The sequence below is a fragment of the Rhodococcus wratislaviensis genome (assembly GCF_041228765.1).
GTDB classification, from domain to species: Bacteria; Actinomycetota; Actinomycetes; order Mycobacteriales; family Mycobacteriaceae; genus Rhodococcus_F; species Rhodococcus_F wratislaviensis.
In genome coordinates, this window is sequence record NZ_CP150489.1 from 248,685 (window position 1) to 265,879 (window position 17,195).

General features: G+C 69.0%; 16 protein-coding genes. All 16 read left to right on the top strand.

What is annotated here, in order from left to right; genetic code table 11:
- Positions 1–174: 174 nt before the first annotated feature.
- Positions 175–1,458, top strand: coding sequence for an ATP-grasp domain-containing protein (locus WKC72_RS40025; RefSeq protein WP_370185464.1), 1,284 nt, complete (start codon positions 175–177; stop codon positions 1,456–1,458).
- Positions 1,455–2,288, top strand: coding sequence for a Rossmann-like domain-containing protein (locus tag WKC72_RS40030; protein WP_370185466.1), 834 nt, complete (start codon positions 1,455–1,457; stop codon positions 2,286–2,288). Before WKC72_RS40025 ends, WKC72_RS40030 begins: the two co-directional genes overlap by 4 nt.
- Entirely contained in the window at positions 2,285–3,358 is a 1,074-nt protein-coding gene (locus tag WKC72_RS40035) for a PLP-dependent cysteine synthase family protein (RefSeq protein WP_370185468.1), read from the top strand. The genes WKC72_RS40030 and WKC72_RS40035 overlap by 4 nt, the downstream gene beginning before the upstream one ends.
- Positions 3,355–4,386, top strand: a complete 1,032-nt coding sequence (locus WKC72_RS40040; RefSeq protein WP_370185470.1) for an enolase C-terminal domain-like protein — start codon at positions 3,355–3,357, stop codon at positions 4,384–4,386. Before WKC72_RS40035 ends, WKC72_RS40040 begins: the two co-directional genes overlap by 4 nt.
- On the top strand, positions 4,383–5,639 hold the full coding sequence (locus tag WKC72_RS40045; protein WP_370185472.1) for an MFS transporter: 1,257 nt from the start codon (positions 4,383–4,385) through the stop codon (positions 5,637–5,639). Before WKC72_RS40040 ends, WKC72_RS40045 begins: the two co-directional genes overlap by 4 nt.
- On the top strand, positions 5,636–6,472 hold the full coding sequence (locus WKC72_RS40050) for a trans-aconitate 2-methyltransferase (protein ID WP_370185474.1): 837 nt from the start codon (positions 5,636–5,638) through the stop codon (positions 6,470–6,472). The genes WKC72_RS40045 and WKC72_RS40050 overlap by 4 nt, the downstream gene beginning before the upstream one ends.
- A gap of 63 nt (positions 6,473–6,535) precedes the next feature.
- Complete coding sequence (locus WKC72_RS40055; protein ID WP_370185476.1) at positions 6,536–8,116, top strand: ABC transporter substrate-binding protein; 1,581 nt, start codon at positions 6,536–6,538, stop codon at positions 8,114–8,116.
- Positions 8,113–9,063: an ABC transporter permease gene (locus WKC72_RS40060; RefSeq protein WP_370185478.1), complete on the top strand. Its 951-nt coding sequence runs from the start codon at positions 8,113–8,115 to the stop codon at positions 9,061–9,063. Before WKC72_RS40055 ends, WKC72_RS40060 begins: the two co-directional genes overlap by 4 nt.
- The gene (locus tag WKC72_RS40065) at positions 9,060–9,902 is read left to right on the top strand and encodes an ABC transporter permease subunit (protein WP_370185480.1); all 843 of its coding nucleotides are present in this window, start codon (positions 9,060–9,062) and stop codon (positions 9,900–9,902) included. Before WKC72_RS40060 ends, WKC72_RS40065 begins: the two co-directional genes overlap by 4 nt.
- The gene (locus WKC72_RS40070) at positions 9,899–11,428 is read left to right on the top strand and encodes an ABC transporter ATP-binding protein (protein WP_370185481.1); all 1,530 of its coding nucleotides are present in this window, start codon (positions 9,899–9,901) and stop codon (positions 11,426–11,428) included. Before WKC72_RS40065 ends, WKC72_RS40070 begins: the two co-directional genes overlap by 4 nt.
- 135 nt (positions 11,429–11,563) lie before the next feature.
- Complete coding sequence (locus tag WKC72_RS40075) at positions 11,564–11,851, top strand: DUF1490 family protein (RefSeq protein WP_370185483.1); 288 nt, start codon at positions 11,564–11,566, stop codon at positions 11,849–11,851.
- Positions 11,835–14,036, top strand: coding sequence for a heavy metal translocating P-type ATPase (locus WKC72_RS40080; RefSeq protein ID WP_370185485.1), 2,202 nt, complete (start codon positions 11,835–11,837; stop codon positions 14,034–14,036). Before WKC72_RS40075 ends, WKC72_RS40080 begins: the two co-directional genes overlap by 17 nt.
- Positions 14,037–14,181: 145 nt before the next feature.
- On the top strand, positions 14,182–14,643 hold the full coding sequence (locus WKC72_RS40085; protein WP_370185537.1) for a hypothetical protein: 462 nt from the start codon (positions 14,182–14,184) through the stop codon (positions 14,641–14,643).
- On the top strand, positions 14,640–14,993 hold the full coding sequence (locus WKC72_RS40090) for a hypothetical protein (RefSeq protein WP_370185487.1): 354 nt from the start codon (positions 14,640–14,642) through the stop codon (positions 14,991–14,993). The genes WKC72_RS40085 and WKC72_RS40090 overlap by 4 nt, the downstream gene beginning before the upstream one ends.
- Before the next feature lie 897 nt (positions 14,994–15,890).
- The gene (locus tag WKC72_RS40095) at positions 15,891–16,052 is read left to right on the top strand and encodes a hypothetical protein (protein WP_370185489.1); all 162 of its coding nucleotides are present in this window, start codon (positions 15,891–15,893) and stop codon (positions 16,050–16,052) included.
- A gap of 277 nt (positions 16,053–16,329) precedes the next feature.
- A complete protein-coding gene (locus WKC72_RS40100; protein WP_370185491.1) occupies positions 16,330–16,743 on the top strand; it encodes a hypothetical protein in 414 nt (137 codons plus the stop codon).
- Positions 16,744–17,195 lie beyond the last annotated feature (452 nt).

Genomic DNA, 17,195 nt, shown 5'->3' on the forward strand with positions numbered 1-17,195 from the left:
GTGGTCAGCTTCGCCAGTCTGAGGGTGGTCAGGGCCACGGTCGACGCGTGGACGACGCGGCCGAACGTGCGAGGTCGTCGAACGGCGTTCCGGAACTCCATCTTGCTAACGATAACGATTGTCAGTAGCTTTTGCGGGGTCGGTTGTTCGGAACACGCAAGCGGAAGGACACGTGTGGCACACCTGTTGCTGGTGGAGAGCTGGGTCGGTGCGATGGGCACGTTGCTGCCGAGGGCGATCGCCGACCTGGGGGTCGAGTTCACCTTCCTGACAAGGCGACCGGAGCACTACCCGGACGCTCTACCGGACGGCTCCCCGCATCCACTCCGCTCGGGCCGGGCCGTGGTGACGGCCGAGACCAACAACCCGGCCGCGGCCCTGGACGCGGCCCGCCGGATTCACGCGGAGGCGCCGCTCGACGGTGTCCTCACCAGCTGCGACTACTACCTGCCCACGGCCGCGACGATCGCCGCCGAGCTGGGGGTTCCCGGTCCCACACCGGAGGCGGTCGACATCGCCTGCGACAAGGCCCGCACCCGTGCGGCGTTGGAGCGGGCCGGCATCCCGGGGCCCCGCCACGCCACGGCGCCCGTCGACGACCGGGCGGCGCTGCGGGCCGCGGCCGAGACCGTGGGTTTCCCGTTGGTGGTCAAGCCGACCGATCTGTGCGCGGGGATGTTCGTGCGCCGCGCCGGCGATTGGAAGACAGTCGAAGCCGCAGCCGGGGACCTGCGCCGATTCGAGGTCAACGCGCGCGGGCAACGACGCGAACCGGTGATACTGCTCGAGGAATTGCTCGACGGCCGAGAGTTCAGCGTGGAGAGCTGGATTCGGCACGGGCAGGTGCGCACGGTCGGGGTGACCGACAAGAGCCTGGGCGGTGCATCGGGTTTCGTCGAGACCGGGCACATGTTTCCCGCCGAGCTGACAGAGCAGGACCGCTCGCAGTTGGTGGCCGCCGCCGAAGCCGCGATCGTCGCGGTCGGGCTCGATCACGGGGTGGTGCACACCGAACTCCGCTTGACCGCGGCCGGGCCGCGGATCATCGAGATCAACCCGCGCCCCGCGGGCAATCAGATCACCGAGTTGATCCGGCACGTCACCGGCATCAACCTGCCGACGGTCGCGGTCGAACTCGCCCTCGGCCGCGAACCCGCCGCTGCCCCGGACCCCGGACAGGGCGCGGCGAGGCCCTCGAGCGCCGCAGTGAGCATGCTGGTACCGACCGAGGTGGGAGTCCTCACCGACCTGCACGGCGTCGGAGCGCTCGCTGATCATCCGGCGGTGGTGGCGTCGGTGTTCAAGGCGCCGGGACACCGAACGACGGTGGGGGAGGACAACAACAGCTATCTGGGCTCCGTGGTGACCGTGTCCTCCGAGCGGGCCGGGGCCCGGCCGCTCGCCGAGGCCCTGCTGTCGTCGATCTCGGTCAGCTACGGCGCGGAGCCCACACCGTGACCGCCTCTGCACAGACCGGTGCCGTCGCCGCGCTGCTCGACCGCTACCGCACCGACCCGGCCCTGAATTCCGCGGGCGGCGTCACGGTGTCGACGGCCTTCACCACCTTTCAGGGTGTTCGGCACACCGGGCGCGGCGGCGGCTACCGCAATCAGGTGATCAGCCTGCGGGTGGGCGCCGCGACGGGTTCGTGTGCGGTCGAGCCCGGGTCGGTCGATCCGGAGGTGGTGCACGCCTGCGCCGGCGTGCCGGTCGCCGAGTTACTCGGCCACCACGAACGTTCGGTTCAGGTCGCAGCCCTCGACGCCTACCTTGCGCACCTGCGCCCGCACGCGTCCGATGCCCGCGCGGACACAGTGCAGGTGGAGCCGGGGGATTCGTTGCAGCGATCGCTCGCCCGGGCGCAGGCGGTGACGGGGCTGGTCGACGCACCGTGGGGCGGGCGGGTGTTGGTGATCGGGGTGGTCAACTCGTTGCTCGCCTGCCTGCGCGAGCGCGGTGTGCGGTATGCGCCGTGCGATCTGAAGGGCGGCACCACGGAGTGGGGTGAGCCGATCGTCACCGACTTCGCCGAGGTCCTCGACCATTGTGATGCGGTGCTGGCGAGCGGGATGATGCTCGGCAACGGCAGCTTCGACCGGCTCCTCGAATCGGTGGCGGCCAGCGGGCGGCCGGTGCCGGTCACCCTGTTTGCGCAGAGTGGGGCGGCGGTGGCCCGCGAGCTGCTCGGCCGCGGTGTCGATGCCCTCTCGGCGGAGCCGTATCCGTTCTTCTGGCTGACGGGTGAGACGAGCCGGCTCTACCTCTACCGGGCGGTGTGTCGCCGATGACCGTGATCGAACCGTTCGCACGGGTCGGTCACAGCCCGTTGGTGCACATCCACACCGCGGTGCCGCAGCCGCATCCGGGTTATTTCGCGAAGATCGAGTCTCTCGGGTTCGGCGGCCTCAAGGCGCGCTCGGCGCTGTCGATGCTGATCGGTGCCCGCAGGCGCGGGGAGTTGCGCGAGGGCGCGCGGATCGTCGAATCTACCAGTGGCACCCTGGGCGTGGGTTTGGCGTACGTGGCGCAACCATTGGGCCACCCGGTGACGCTGGTGGTGGACCGTGAACTGGAACCGCCGATGCGGAATCTGCTGCGGGCGTTGGGCGCGACCCTCGAGATCGTCGAGAGACCGCATCCCACGGGCGGGTGGCAGCAGGCCCGTCTCGACACCCTGCACCGCCTCCTGGCAGTGGATCCGGGCGCGTACTGGCCGAATCAGTACGACAACCCGGACAATGCGGCCGGCTACTACGGACTGGCCGATGAGATCGTCGCCGGACTCGCGGAGGCGGGGGTCGACCGGGCCGAGGTGCTGGTGTGCAGTGTCGGCACCGGCGGGCACAGCAGCGGGGTCGGGCTGAGGCTGCGGCAGGCATGGCCGGACCTGCGGATCATCGGCGTCGACGCGCTCGGATCGACGATCTTCGGTCAACCCGCCACGCACCGCGTCATGCGCGGACTGGGCAGCAGCGTGCACCCCGGGAATGTGCGCTACGAGATGTTCGACGAGGTGCACTGGGTCGGTCCACGAGAGGCCGTGCACGCCTGCCGCGGCCTGGCCCGCGGCGGTTTCCACACCGGCGGATGGTCCACCGGTGCGGCGGCGACCGTCGCCGGGTGGGCGGCCGCCCGGTGGCCGGGCACCGTGGTCACCATCTTCCCGGACGGCCCGGACCGCTACCTGCGCAGCATCTTCGACGACGACTGGTGCCGCCGTCGCGGTCTCCTCGACCCGCCCCGCGCCTCACCCCACGAAATCGACGACTGCCACGACCCCACCGCGTGCTGGACCCGATGCCGAACAGTGCGATCACCGCACCCTTTCACCGACAAGGCGGAGGTATCCGCAGTATGAGACTGACCTGGACCGTCGACACCCTCGAACTCACGCATCCGTTCCGGATCAGTCGTGGTGTCATGTCCACCCGGCAAGCCGTGACCGTGACGGTGACCGGCCCGGATTCGGACCACTTCGGCCGCGGCGAAGTCGTCACCTCACCCCACGCACAGCTGGATGTGGACCGGATCGAGGAGCACTTGCACCACGCCCGGGAGCACTGCGGCCGCGACGGCGCCGATCTGGACCGCGCGCTCGCGGCGGTGCATCCGGCGGTGGCTGCCGCGGTGTGGTCGGCGGTCGCGGAACTGCGGGCACGCACGGACGACCAGCCTCTTGTTGTTCATCTCGGGCTGCCACTGCGGACCGAGGTTCCCATCACCCGGACGTTGGGGATCGGAACACCCGAGGCGATGGCCACCGAGGCTACCTCCCTGATGGCCCAGGGATTTCGGCTGCTCAAGGTGAAGACCGATGCTGACCAGGCCGCGTCGGTTCGGCGGCTCGCCGCGGTGGCCGCGGCCGCACCCGATGCCGAACTGATCGTCGACCCGAACGAAGCGTGGACGGCGGCGACCGCGCTGCGGGTGCTCGCGGATACTCGCGGACTGCCGGTGGTCGCACTCGAGCAGCCGCTTCCGGCGTCGGACCGAGACGGACAGCGTGAGCTGCGCAGCCGCACGGACGTGCCCGTGATCGCGGACGAGGCCGTCCACTCCCTGCCCGACCTGGACGACCTCGACGGGCTCGCGGATGCGGTGAACATCAAACTGCCCAAGTGCGGCGGAATCTACCGTGCCCACGGGCTCGCCGCCGCCGCCCGGGAACGTGGGATGGACGTGATGCTCGGCTGCCTGGCGAGTAGTTCGTTGAGCATCGCGCCGGCGGTGCACCTGGCGTCGGTTGCGCGGTGGTGTGACCTGGACGGTCACCTGCTGCTCGCCCGGGACCCGTGGACCGGGCTGGGCGGTGAGGACGGGGTGCTGCGTCCGAGCGGGCGGCCCGGTCTCGGCGTGCACCGACAAGACAGTGAGGAACCGCGATGACCGAACTCGTCTCGAAGCCCGGGACGTTCGCGCTGCTGCGCAGCTTCCCCCGGTCGGTGCAGTTGTTGGTGCTCAATCAGTACGGCGTCAACACCGGCTTCTACATGCTGGTGCCCTATCTCTCGATGCACCTGACCGGAAACCTCGGCCTGTCCCTGGCGATCACCGGCCTGGTTCTCGGGGTCCGCACCCTCAGCCAGCAGGGATTGTTCCTGATCGGCGGCACCGCCGCCGACCGGCTGGGGCCGCACCGGGTGATCATCGCCGGCTGCGCCCTGCGGTCGGTGGGGTTCGCGGTGTTCGCTTTCGGCACCAGTGTGCTGCTGCTGTTGCTCGCGTCGATCCTGTCGGGACTGGCGGGGGCGTTGTTCAACCCGGCGGTGCGCTCCTACATCGCGGTCGCCGAACCCACCCGGCGGGCGGAGGCGTTCGCGGTGTTCAACGTCTTCGCCCAGGCCGGGGCATTGTCCGGGCCGCTGATCGGTAGCGCGTTGTTGGCGGTGGACTTCCGCACCGTCGCGATTGCGTCGGCGGTGATCTTCGCCGCGCTCACCCTGGCGCAGATGCGGTTCCTGCCCGCCCACCCCGTGGAACCCGCCGAGACGACGGTGCTCCGCGGCTGGCGGGTGGTGGTGGCCAATCGCCGCTTCGTGTTGTTCACCCTGGCGATGCTCGGGATGTTCGCCCTGCAGACGCAGATGTATCTGGTGTATCCGGTGCTGGCCGGGCGGATCACCGACTGGGGCGGGGCGGTCGCGGCGGTGTTCCTGTCCACCACCGTCTTCAGCCTGCTGTTCCAGGTACGCCTGACCCGGTGGTTCGATAGCCGGACCAGCCGCGGCACCGCGATCACCACCGGGTTGGCTCTGATGGGCGGCGCGTTCGTGGTGCTGCTGCCGGTGCTGTGGGCCGACCCCGGAGCTGAGCTCTGGCGGGTCGTGGCCGCGTTGGCCGCGTTGGTGCTCTCCGCCCTGGTCCTTGGATCGGGGATCATGATCGCACAACCGTTTGTGATGGAACTGATTCCGGCGTATGGGGATTCACGGATCTCCGGAACCTTGTTCGGGATGTTCTATCTGGTGTCCGGGATCGTGGCCGCCGGGGGCAACGCCCTGATCGGGTACGGCATCGACATTGGATCCGGGTGGCCCGGTGCGCTGGTGTGCATCGCGCTCGGGCTCGGATCGGCGGCCGGAGTGTGGCTGCTCCAGCGCCGTGGTCTGCTGGCCGACCCGGTCGGAGCGCGGCCATGACCGCTGCCGAGGCCCGAAATCTGTTGACCGACAACCCGGCGCTGTACGAGGCGCGGTTTCCCGACCCCGACCGCACGGCGGCGAGGTTCGTCGACGACGTCCTGCAGGCGTATCTGCCGGACGTCGCTCCGTGCTCACCCACCCGGCCCGCCGCGGTGCTGGACCTGGGGTGCGGGACCGGCCGCGATCTCGGCTATCTGGCCGGCCGCGGATACCGCTGTGTCGGACTCGACCAGTCGGCGGCGATGGTGGATTATGCGCGGCAACTCTATCCGGGGGTGACGGCGGCGCTGGGCGACCTGCGGGACTTCCAGGTCGACGAGACACTCGACGCGGTCATCTGCCTGGACAGCTCCCTGTTGTACTGCCACACCGACAGCGAGCTTCAGTCGTGCCTGCGTTGCTGCCGTGCCCACCTGCGCACCGGTGGGTTGCTGGTGGCGGAGATGCGTAACGGCGCGTTCTTTCTCGGCAACACCGAGCTGCTCGACCACCCCACTCACTCGTTCTTCTCGTGGCAGGGCCGTACCTGGCGGGCGGAGACCACCCTGTGGATCGACCACGCCGCCCAACTGCTCCGCCGGCGCCGGCACTGGCGCATCCCCGATACCGCCGACGAACTCGTCCAGACATCCGCGTGGCGGTTGCTGTTCCCGCTGGAGTTGACCGGGCACTTGCGCCGCGCCGGGTTCGCGGTGCGGGCGATGTTCGACACGCCCGGCCCCCGGACCGATGCCGGCTGGCCGACCGGATCCGCCCCAGGCGCCCTCCCCGACCTCGGTGAGAGCCTGATGTCGGGGGACCGGCTGCACGTCATCGCGCAGGCGATCTGACCCAGCCCGCGCTCAGCCGGCAACCACCGTTCTCTTCCTTCCCCTGTCAAGGAGATACACCCGATGAATCCGGCCCCCCGATCACCGATGTCCCCACTGCCGGTCCTAAACCGGCGCTCGTTCCTCGGCCTGGGCGCCGCCGCGACCGGCGCCGTACTGCTCGGTGCCTGCAGCACGGGTGGCGACAGCACCACCGCGGCGACCGCCGCGCCCCGCGAGGGCGGCCGGCTGCGGGCGGTGTTCGCCGGCGGCGGCGCGCAGGAAGTGCTGGATCCGCACAAGGCGAACCTGTACGCCGACGTGGCACGCTCGAACGCCCTCTACGACAAGCTCGTCGAGTACGGCGACGACCTCGGTCCCGTGCCACGGCTGGCCATCGCCTGGCGCCCCAACGTCGACGCCACCACCTGGACGGTGGGGCTGCGCCCGGCGGTGTTCCACGACGGCAGGCCGGTGCGGGCGGCGGACGTGCTGTACTCCTACCAGCGGATCCTGGACCCGAAGAACGCGCTGCGACCGCGGGCCTCGCTCGAGGTGATCGACATCGCCCGGTCCCGCCAGCTCGATGATCGCAGCATCGAATTCGTGTGCGCCCGGCCCTGCGGTGACCTGGCGAACGTGCTGGCCGCGTTCGGCGCGTACATCATCCCTGAGGGCGCCACCGACTTCACCCGGCCGGTCGGGTCCGGCCCGTTCACGTTCACCTCGTTCGAGCCGGGCCGCTCGTTCGTCGCCGCCCGATTCGCCGACTACTGGGACGGCGCCCCGCACGTGCAGGAACTCGAAATCCTCACCGCCCCGGACGAGACCGCGCGGATCAACGCCCTGCTCGGCGGGCAGGTGGAGTACGCCGATGACCTCGGGGTCACTTCGGCGCGCACCTACGAACACGACGCGAGGGTGCAGATCCTCCGCTCACCCCGCAGTGCGATGTCGGGGTTCGCGATGAAGGTGGACCGACCGCCGTTCGACAACCTGGACCTACGCCGGGCGATGTTCGCCCTGGTCGACCGCGAGGAACTGGTCTCCACCGTGCTCGGCAGCACCGGGGTGGTGGGCAACGACCTGTTCGGCCGCGACACCAAGTACTACGCCGCCGACCTGGCCCAGCGCCACCTGGACCTGGAGGAGGCGAAGGCGCTGATCCGCAAGGCCGGAGCGCAGAACACTACCATCGAGCTGCAGACCACGAGCGCCACCAACGGATTCGTCGAAGCCGCCAACATCCTCGCCGAACAAGCCGGACGGGCCGGACTGAAGATCGACGTGAAAGTCGGTGAAGGCTCCACGTATTGGACGCGGACCCTCGACGAGGGGGTGCTGTCGAGCTTCCGGTCCGGGGCCATGCCCATCGAAACCCATCTGGCACAGCGGATGCTGTCCACCTCGTCGAAGAACTACACCCAGTGGCGCCGACCCGACTTCGACGCCCTGTTCGCCACCGCCAGCGAAAGCACCGACGACGCGGTGCGCGCCCGCGCCTACCAGCAGATGCAAGCGCAGCTGCACAGCGAGGGTGGCTTACTGGTGTGGGGGTTCTCCGACGGCCTGCACGGACTCGCCCCGAACCTGGCCGGCATGGCGCAGAACGCACCCTCCAACACCCTCGGCTACGCCCGCTTCGACAAGGCCTGGCTGTCGTGATCCTCACCCGGTACGCCGGGGTACGGGTCACGCTCGGCCTGGCCCAGGTGCTGGGGGTGCTCGGCGGCGTCTTTGCGGTGGCGGCGGCGCTACCGGGGGACGCCGCGGTGGTGATCGCCGCCGATGATGCGGACCCGGAGCGGATCGCGCAGCTGCGGGAAACCCTCGGGCTCAATCGACCGCTGCTCACCCAATTCGGTGACTGGATGGCTGGCCTGCTCCGAGGCGATCTGGGCACCTCGGCGGTCTCCGGCCGCCCGGTCACCGAGATTCTGTCCGCGGCACTGGCACCGACGCTCACCCTGGCGACGCTCGCACTGATGGTGCTCATTCCGCTGGCGGTGCTGCTGGGGGTAGCCGCCGCGGTCGGACGGGGCCGCCGGGTCGACCGGACGGTCTCCGGGGTGGCCGTGGCCCTGTACGCGGCGCCGGAGTTCGCCCTGGCGGTCATCTTGGTCGCGGTGTTCGCGGTGGGGTTGGGGGTGTTCGCCCCCACTGCGGTCGGGGCGAGCGGGCCGCTGCTGTGGCAGCCGGAGCTATGGGTGCTGCCGGTGGCGGTGCTGGTGATCCGGCCGGTGTGCTCGCTGTCGCGGTTGGTGCGCGCCTCGATGATCACCACCCTTGACTCCGAACACATCCGGCACACTGTGCGTTTGGGGGTGCCGCTGCGTCGGGTGGTGTGGCGGCACGCCTTGCCCGGGTCGCTCACCCCCGCCGTCCAACATCTCGCCCGCGTGGCGGACTGGCTGCTCGGCGGGGTCGTGGTCGTCGAAGCGGTCTTCGCGCTCGGTGGACTGGGTCAGGTCCTGGTCAGCGCTGTCAGCAGCCGCGACCTCCCGCTGCTGATGGGATTGGTGGCGCTGTTCGCCCTGGTCACCGTCACGGTGAACACGATTGCGGACATCGCGGCGTTCCGGCTCAACCCCACCGCAGGGGAGGCCGCATGACCGTCCTCGGACCGGAGGTCGCCCGGCGCCGACTTCCGAAGTCGCGCTACCTCGTCGGTCTGTTGCTCACCGCCGTCCCGTTGCTGATCGCGGTCCTGGGACCGCTGGTTGCCGAACCGGCGGCCCGCGGTCCGGCGTTCACCCTCGGCGAAAAGTGGCTCCTCGGTACCGATTCCGAGGGGCGCGATGTGTTCACACAGCTCCTCCTGGGCGGGCGTTCGCTGGTGCTGGTGGCCACCGCGGCGGTCCTGCTGACCTACCTGCTCGCGGTGCCGTGGGGGGTGGCCGCGGCGACCGCGCGGCGCCGGATGGTCGACGAGTCGCTGATGCGCCCGCTGGATCTGCTGCTCTCGCTTCCCTCGATGATGCTGCTGCTCCTGGTGGTCGCGCTCACCGACGCCGACGCGGTGGTGTTGGCGGTGACGGTGGCGGTCCTGTTGTTCCCGGACGCGGCGCGTCTGGTGCGGGCCTCGGCCCTGCACACGGCGCACACCCCGGCGATGGAGGCGCTACGGCTGCAACGCGAAACGTGGTGGCGCCGAAACATCGGCTACCTGGGGCGGTCGCTGCTCCCGGTGCTCGCCGCGGACGCCGGACTGCGGTTCGTCGGCGCCATCTACCTGGTCGCCTCCGCGAGCTTCCTCGGGTTGACCGTGGACTCCGCCGGCACCGACTGGGCGGTGATGATCGACCGCAACCGCGCCGGCATCACCCTGGTGCCCTGGGGCGTCGTCGTCCCCGCGGTGATGATCATCGCGCTGGCGATGGGCGTGAATCTGCTGTTCGACGCGGGCGCCCGCTCGGTGACGCGAGAGTTCTCCCCGAGGAGTTCGAGATGACCGAGACAGTGCCGGTGGCCGAGGCAGTGCCGGTGACCGTCGCCGAACCCACTCGGCGCAGCGCCATCCGGGTACGCGGACTGACCGCGCGGACCCCGGACCGGGTCCTCGTCGCGGGCGTCGACCTCGACATCCCCGACGGTGGCGTCACCGCGATCATCGGCAGCTCCGGCAGCGGAAAGACCACCACCGCACTCGCCCTGATGGGCGAGCACCGGCCCGGCGTCGAGGTGACCACTGACGACGTGCGCGCAGATGGGGTGCGGTTCGGCTATGTACCGCAGCAACCATCCTCGGTGCTCAACCCGGTTCTGCGGATCGGCACCGTGCTCCGTGACATCGAACGCGCCGCCCACCGGGCGGGACACCGGGTGTCGGTGCCCGAAGCACTGCAGCGGTCCGGCTTCCCGAGCGATCCGGCCATGCTGCGCCGCTACCCGCACCAACTCTCGGGTGGTCAACAGCAACGCCTGGTCATCGCCCAAACCCTGCTGACGAACCCGACCTGCCTGATCACGGACGAACCGACCACCGGGCAGGACCCGGCGAACCGGGCCGCCGTCCTTCACGAGATCGCCCGGCTGGCGGGTGAGGGTCTGACGGTCGTGCTGCTCACGCACGACCTGGACGCGGTGCGGGCGGTGGCCCAGCAGGTGATCGTCATGGCAGACGGGCGGGTGATCGAAACCGGTGAGACCGGGGTGTTGGAGGCGCCGGCGCAGGAGCAGACCCGGGCGCTGGTTCAGGCGCAGTCCCCAGCGGTGCGACCCAGCCGGACCCACCGCCCCACCACGAGGGTGAGCACCCGATTGACGATGGACGCCGTCTCGGCCGGTTTCCGCACCACCCCGGTGCTGCGGGATCTTTCACTCTCGGTTGATCCGGGGAAATGCGTGGCCCTGGTCGGTCCCTCCGGCTGCGGCAAGACCACCGCGGCCCGAGTCGTCGCAGGCCTGCACCGGCCCACGGCCGGCCGGGTCCTCCTCGACGGCCGACCACTGGCAGAAACGATATACAACCGCACCCGCCGCGACATCGCCGCGATCGCGTACGTCTTCCAGGACGCCAAAGCGGCCTTCGACCCGTACCGAAGCGTGTGGGAACAGATCGTGCGCGGACCCGTACGGCTGCGCGGCGCCACGACCGCGGAGGCAGCAGCGGCGGCCCACACCGCGTTGGAGCAGGTGGGCCTGGATCGGACGATCGCGCTCGCACGCCCCGCCACCCTCTCCGGTGGTGAAGCGCAGCGCGCCGCGCTGGCGCGGGCACTGGCGGTGGACCCGTCGGTCCTGATCTGCGACGAGATCACCACCGGCCTGGACCCCGTCTCGCAGCGGCGCGTGCTCGACATCCTGTCCGAACTCACCCGAACCCGGGGGATCTCCCTGATGGTGATCAGCCACGACGCCCACGTCGTACAGACCGTCGCCGACGAGGTCATCGACATGCACGAACGACGATCATCCGGTGCGCCGCGACCGGTGCGCGGCAGCCCACAGGCCACAAGCTGCAGCCGCCAAAAGTAGCCAAAGGCCGTTCCCTCTTTGTGCAGGTCGAGCGGCGCTGCGCGAACTAGCATGGGACGCAAGTCCCCGGTAGAGAGGTCCTGCCGGCTCGGGCACATGGGTGCGGGCACGGGATCCGTGACGAGAAGTGGGTTCATGTTGCACGCACTGGTAGTGAAGGCTGCGTCGACGGTCGTGACCGGCGCGGTCGGGGTAGCCGCATACGAAGGGGTGAAGAAACTCGTCGGAAAGACCCCGGTGCGGGGCGCCGCGGTGACGGCGACGGCCTGGGGCCTGCGCGGGGTCCGCAAGGCCGAAGAAGGCGCCGAGTCCGCCCGGCTCGCGGTCTCCGATGTCGTGGCAGAAGCCAAGGAGCGGATCGGCGAGGAGGCATCCCTGCCCACCGAACCCGGGCATGGGCATGGGCATGGGCACGCTCACTGACGTCGGCGCCGCCCCCGCACCCACCGGTGCGCTGACCGATGCCGACCTGCCGGAAGGCTTGCGGGTCGTGGCCCATGCCGGTGGGCGCCTCCGGATCCAGGCAGACTGGCTCAAATCCAGCCCCGGACGGGCAGTCGCCGTCGAGGACGCCGTCACCATGATCTCCGGGGTGCGGGCGGTCCACGCTTACCCACGCACCGCAGCGGTCGTTATCTGGTACTCCCGCACACGAGCCGACCTGCACGAAATCCTCGACGCAATCGCCACCGGGCAGAAGACCTCCCCATCACACGTTCCGCATCGGCCGCCCCGATCGGCGGACGTCACCAACGGCGACGTCCTGCGCATGGCGATCGGCGGCGCAGCCCTGACCCTGCTGGGTTTCCGCCGGTACGCCCTGCGCCGCCCACCGATGCTCGGTACCACCGGCCGTCTTGTCGCGACCGGTGCCACCGTCTTCACCGGCTACCCGTTCCTGCGCGGGGCGCTGCGTTCGCTCGTCGGAAAACGCTCCGCCGGAACCGATGCGCTGGTATCGGCGGCCACCATCGCCAGCCTGGTGCTCCGGGAGAACGTGGTGGCCCTGACCGTGCTGTGGCTGCTCAACATCGGGGAGTACCTGCAGGACCTGACCCTGCGCCGCACCCGCCGGGCGATCTCGGATCTGCTGACCGGAACGCAGGACACCGCCTGGGTGCGCCTCGCCGACGGCTCCGAGGTGTCGGTGGACGTCGAGCGACTCGAGGTCGGCGACGAGGTCATCGTCCACGACCACGTGGCCCTCCCGGTCGATGGAATCGTTGTCGACGGTCACGCCATCGTGGACCAGTCGGCGATCACCGGTGAGATCCTGCCCGTCAGCATCGAGACCGGCGATCGTGTCCATGCCGGATCCGTTCTCATCCGCGGTCGCCTCGTGGTGACCGCCTCCGCCGTGGGCAAGGACACCACCATCGGACGCATCATCACCCGGGTCGAGCAGGCCCAGGAGGATCGGGCCCCGATCCAGACCGTCGGAGAGAACTTCTCCCGCCGCTTCGTGCCTGCCTCCTTCGTATTGTCGGCGGTGACCTTGCTGCTCACCCGCGATGTGCGCCGGGCGATGACGATGCTGCTGGTGGCGTGCCCCTGCGCCGTCGGCCTGTCCACCCCGACCGCGATCAGCGCGGCCATCGGAAACGGTGCCCGCCGCGGCATTCTCATCAAGGGCGGCTCGCACCTCGAACACGCCGGCCGCGTCGATGCGGTGGTGTTCGACAAGACCGGCACCCTGACCGTCGGGCGGCCGGTGGTGACCAACATCGTCGCGTTCGACGACGCCTGGACACCGGAGCAAGTGCTCGCCTACGCCGCCAGTTCCGAGATCCACTCCCGCCACCCTCTGGCCGCCGCCGTCATTCGTAGCACTGAGGAACGGCACATCGAGATTCCTCCGCACGAGGAATGCGAGGTCCTCGTCGGACTCGGGATGCGGACCATCGCGGACGGTCGCATCCTCCTCCTGGGCAGCCCGTCGCTGCTGCGCACCGAGAACATCACCGTCACCGGCGAGGCCGCCGAGTGGGTCAGCCGGCTCCGCAGCCAGGCGGAAACCCCGCTCCTGTTGGCCGTCGACGGAACCCTCGTCGGGTTGATCAGCCTCCGCGACGAGGCCCGACCGAATGCCGCCGCCGTGCTGGGTAAACTCCGCGCTGACGGGGTCAAACGGATCGTGATGCTGACCGGCGATCACCCGGACACCGCGGCCGCGGTCGCCGCCGAGCTCGGCATCGACGAATGGCGCGCCGAGGTCATGCCCGACGATAAACTCGAAGCGGTGCGCGCACTACAGCATGCCGGCTACGTCGTCGCCATGGTCGGGGACGGCACCAACGACGCCCCGGCGCTGGCGGCCGCGGACATCGGGATCGCGATGGGGTTGGCCGGCACCGATGTGGCCGTCGAGACGGCCGACGTCGCGCTCGCCAGCGACGATCTGGACCGGCTCCTCGATGTCCGCGACCTCGGCCGACACGCCGTCGCCGTCATCGCGCAAAATTACGGAATGTCCATCGCTGTCAACGCCATTGGTTTGCTCGTCAGCGCCGGCGGCGCCCTCTCCCCGGTCCTCGCCGCCGTCCTGCACAATGCCTCGTCCGTCGCCGTGGTCGGAAACAGCTCGCGGCTGATCCGCTACACACTCTGAGCTCGTCCAACAGATGCAGATCCGTCAAGCCTGCCTCGGCGGACTCGGGTCCGCCCATCGTCACCTGCGCAAGCGTGATGGTCGGTGCCTCGTCATCCCGCACCTTGCCGACCCGGTACTTTAAAAGTACATTGAAAGTATGTCTGTGGGTGAGGTGCCGTTCTCGGATATTCAGAACAAGGGGAAGGCCACACTGTCGGAGTGGCAGCGGTCGGGGGCGCGGCCACTGCGGGTGACACGGCGCGACGACGAGGACCTGGTGCTGATGACGGCGGCGCGGGCGGATCAGGAACGGGAGGTACTCGCGGCGGCGACGGCTATGGTCGACGCCCTGCTGCACTCCGATGACGGCGCTCTGGTCCGCAAAGTCGTCGCGGCGGCCTTCCCGTGGGTGAGCTACCTGTCGGGTGAGGAGCTCGCCGACTTCGTCGACGAGCTGATCGCATCGCTGCGGGCGGGTTCGTCGCTGGACAATCCGGCTCCCCCTGCTCGCACGATCGAGACGTGGCGCCACACCGCGGAGGTGTATGCAGATCCGGAGCTCGCCCGGATCCTGTCGACGCCGTCTACTGGTGACTTCGGGGCCGTGCCGGTGCCGGAGCTGTGAGCCCGAAGCGGGGTGAGCGCGTCGCGCCGCCGGCGGCCGGAGAGTTGTGGGACCTGCGGTTCGCGACCACTGATGCGGTAAAGGGGTGGGACGAGCTGTGCCGGCAGGCACCGGCAAACACGCTGGTGGCGTACGAGGAACTGCGACGCCGCACGGTCACGCAGGAGTCAACGACCCGTCATCACCGGCTGAAGGGCAAGCTCGCGACCGGAGTGCACAACCGGGTGGAGATGGAGCAGTGGCAGTACGAGGTCACCGCCGGTGGTCGGGTCTGGTACGTGCTGGACATCGAGCACCGCACGTTGTGGCTGAAGTATGCGGGTACAGGACATCCCAAACAGACCGAATAGTGTTGCCGGAGAGGATAATGGCCCGAGCCGGGCGTCATCGAAGTCGGGTGGTCAGCCAAAACCGAAAAGGCGTACTGTCGCCAGTCGGGCGCCTCTAGGCACCGCATTCAGCGGGAAATTGTCCGTGTGTGTTCACGAGCAGAGGCAGCTCAGAGGAGCGCGCCGAGTTCACCGTCCACTCAGCGAGATCGATCGTGCCAGGTGAGGTTTCCGATTCCGGAGGTGCAGGCAGCAGCATCGGCACATGACCAAGCTACCCGTGATTGCTGGCTCTGTACTTTGAATGTGTTCTTCCGCTGCCGGAGATATCAGACGCCTGTAGTTCGATGCACAGGCTGGGCTACCAGTCGTAGACCACGTTGGGATCCGGTTCGTTGCTGCCACGGATCGCGAGCGGAGTCGCCGGCGTAGCGAGGAGGCGGACCGTCGAATTGTGGCTGACAAAGCCGACGAATCCTCCGGTGCCGGCCCGTGTGAAGATCCCCTTGACTGCTTCCTTGAGGCTGTGGGCGGTGGCTGCATCGGCGAGCGGGTAGCGGCTCCCGTCGTAGACGACTCGTAGCTCATGAACCTCCTCCTCCTACTCGGCGTCGAGCCAGATCGAGTGTGGACGAGAAGGGGTCATCTGCCTGTGTCGCTTGCCATGAGCATGGGGCCGCCTTGACCTGACTTCTGCCACCCTCATGGGACCACGGATTGCCAGTCATGGGACCACCCCGGCGCGTCGCGCCGAAGTCCCGCCGGATCGATCGTTTGATCGTCGTGTCGGTATCCCCGGTCACGAAGGCGGACGGACAGGGTATTTCGGGAGGTCAACGCGAACGAAGTCAAGGAAGTGCTCCGGATCTGGCTCGGAGTACGCGGGTCCCGTACACCGGGATTGCGGCGCACTGCGGGGTGGACCGCAAACGCGCGCGCCAGTATGTCGAGGCCGCCCAGGCCGCGGGCCTGCAGCGCAACGACGGGGCCTGGGCCCTCGACGACGGGCTGATCGGTGCGGTGATCGAGACGGTGCGCCCGGAACGACCGAACGGGCACGGGCCCGCCTGGGACGGGTAGCTGGGGTTCGAGGACCAGATCAACGTGTGGGAGGCCGGCGACGGGAACCATCCACCGCTGACGATCACCAAATTGGGAACCCTGCTGGCCCGCCAGGGCTGCGTGGCGGCTGTATCGGACGTTGCACCGATTCGCCACCGAGCGCTGCGGTTTCGGCCGTAAGGACACCACCGTCCGGGTCGTCGACGGCGATCGAAGCCAGTGAATGCCAGATCGACTTCGGCTACCTGGGCTACCTGCCCGATCGGACACCGGGCGGCGCCGCAAGGTGCACGCGTTGATCTTCACCGCCGTGTACTCGCGGCACATGTTCGTGTGGCTGACGTACTCGCAGACCCTGGCGGCGGCGGTGATCGCCGGCTGCGAGGCGGCGTGGACTTTCTTCGACGGTGCCTTCAGGGTCCTGATCCCGGACAATCTCAAGGCGGTGGTGACCGAGGCGGACGCGGTCAATCCGCGGCTGTCGCAGGGCTGGTTGGACTACGCTCAGCAGCGGGTTCGCCCGCCGTTCCGGCGCGGATCCGGTCGCCGAAAGATAAACTACTGGGCCGGTGAGGACTTCACGGATCTAGCCGAGGCACAACAGCGGGCCGAAGCGTTGTGCCGTGACACCGCACCGGGACCCACGGCAGCACCGCAGCCCGCCAACTCACGCCACAATCGTCAACCGTCGAGCGGTCGCGAACGGTGATGGCGCGCCGGGGCAGCGCCGCACCGACTCGCGCGACGATCCCCGACGCGATGCCACCACCACCTCGTGCGCGACCACCACACCGATCTGAACTGAGGAGTTCGACTCCGGTTTTCGCGTAGGCATCAGCGGCCGCTTACACCGCCACTAGTTTTCACGTGCGGTCGACAATTGGGTCGCTGGACTTCAGCACACGATTTAACTGTAGACTGGTGTAACTTCGATCGCTCTCCTCGGGTCCGGCTTTCGAACGTACGAGATCTGGTGTGACGGTGAACGCTCTCGGGTGCATGGTGATGTCTCGCAGTGTTGTAGGTGAGCAGCGGGCCCGCACAGGAGCTGTCGGCGAGGGAGGAACACGTCCGCTCATGCGATTCGTTACCCTGAGGATGCGGGGCTGGGGTGGATTTCAAGGGGTCCGCAACGGTCCCGCTCCTTTACTTGTACTTGAC

Coding starts and splice junctions, on each gene's coding strand:
- WKC72_RS40035 (WP_370185468.1), top strand. CDS start 2,285: ATGACCGTGATCGAACCGTTCGCACGGGTCGGTCACAGCCCGTTGGTG.
- WKC72_RS40040 (WP_370185470.1), top strand. CDS start 3,355: ATGAGACTGACCTGGACCGTCGACACCCTCGAACTCACGCATCCGTTC.
- WKC72_RS40045 (WP_370185472.1), top strand. CDS start 4,383: ATGACCGAACTCGTCTCGAAGCCCGGGACGTTCGCGCTGCTGCGCAGC.
- WKC72_RS40050 (WP_370185474.1), top strand. CDS start 5,636: ATGACCGCTGCCGAGGCCCGAAATCTGTTGACCGACAACCCGGCGCTG.
- WKC72_RS40055 (WP_370185476.1), top strand. CDS start 6,536: ATGAATCCGGCCCCCCGATCACCGATGTCCCCACTGCCGGTCCTAAAC.
- WKC72_RS40065 (WP_370185480.1), top strand. CDS start 9,060: ATGACCGTCCTCGGACCGGAGGTCGCCCGGCGCCGACTTCCGAAGTCG.
- WKC72_RS40070 (WP_370185481.1), top strand. CDS start 9,899: ATGACCGAGACAGTGCCGGTGGCCGAGGCAGTGCCGGTGACCGTCGCC.
- WKC72_RS40075 (WP_370185483.1), top strand. CDS start 11,564: ATGTTGCACGCACTGGTAGTGAAGGCTGCGTCGACGGTCGTGACCGGC.
- WKC72_RS40080 (WP_370185485.1), top strand. CDS start 11,835: ATGGGCACGCTCACTGACGTCGGCGCCGCCCCCGCACCCACCGGTGCG.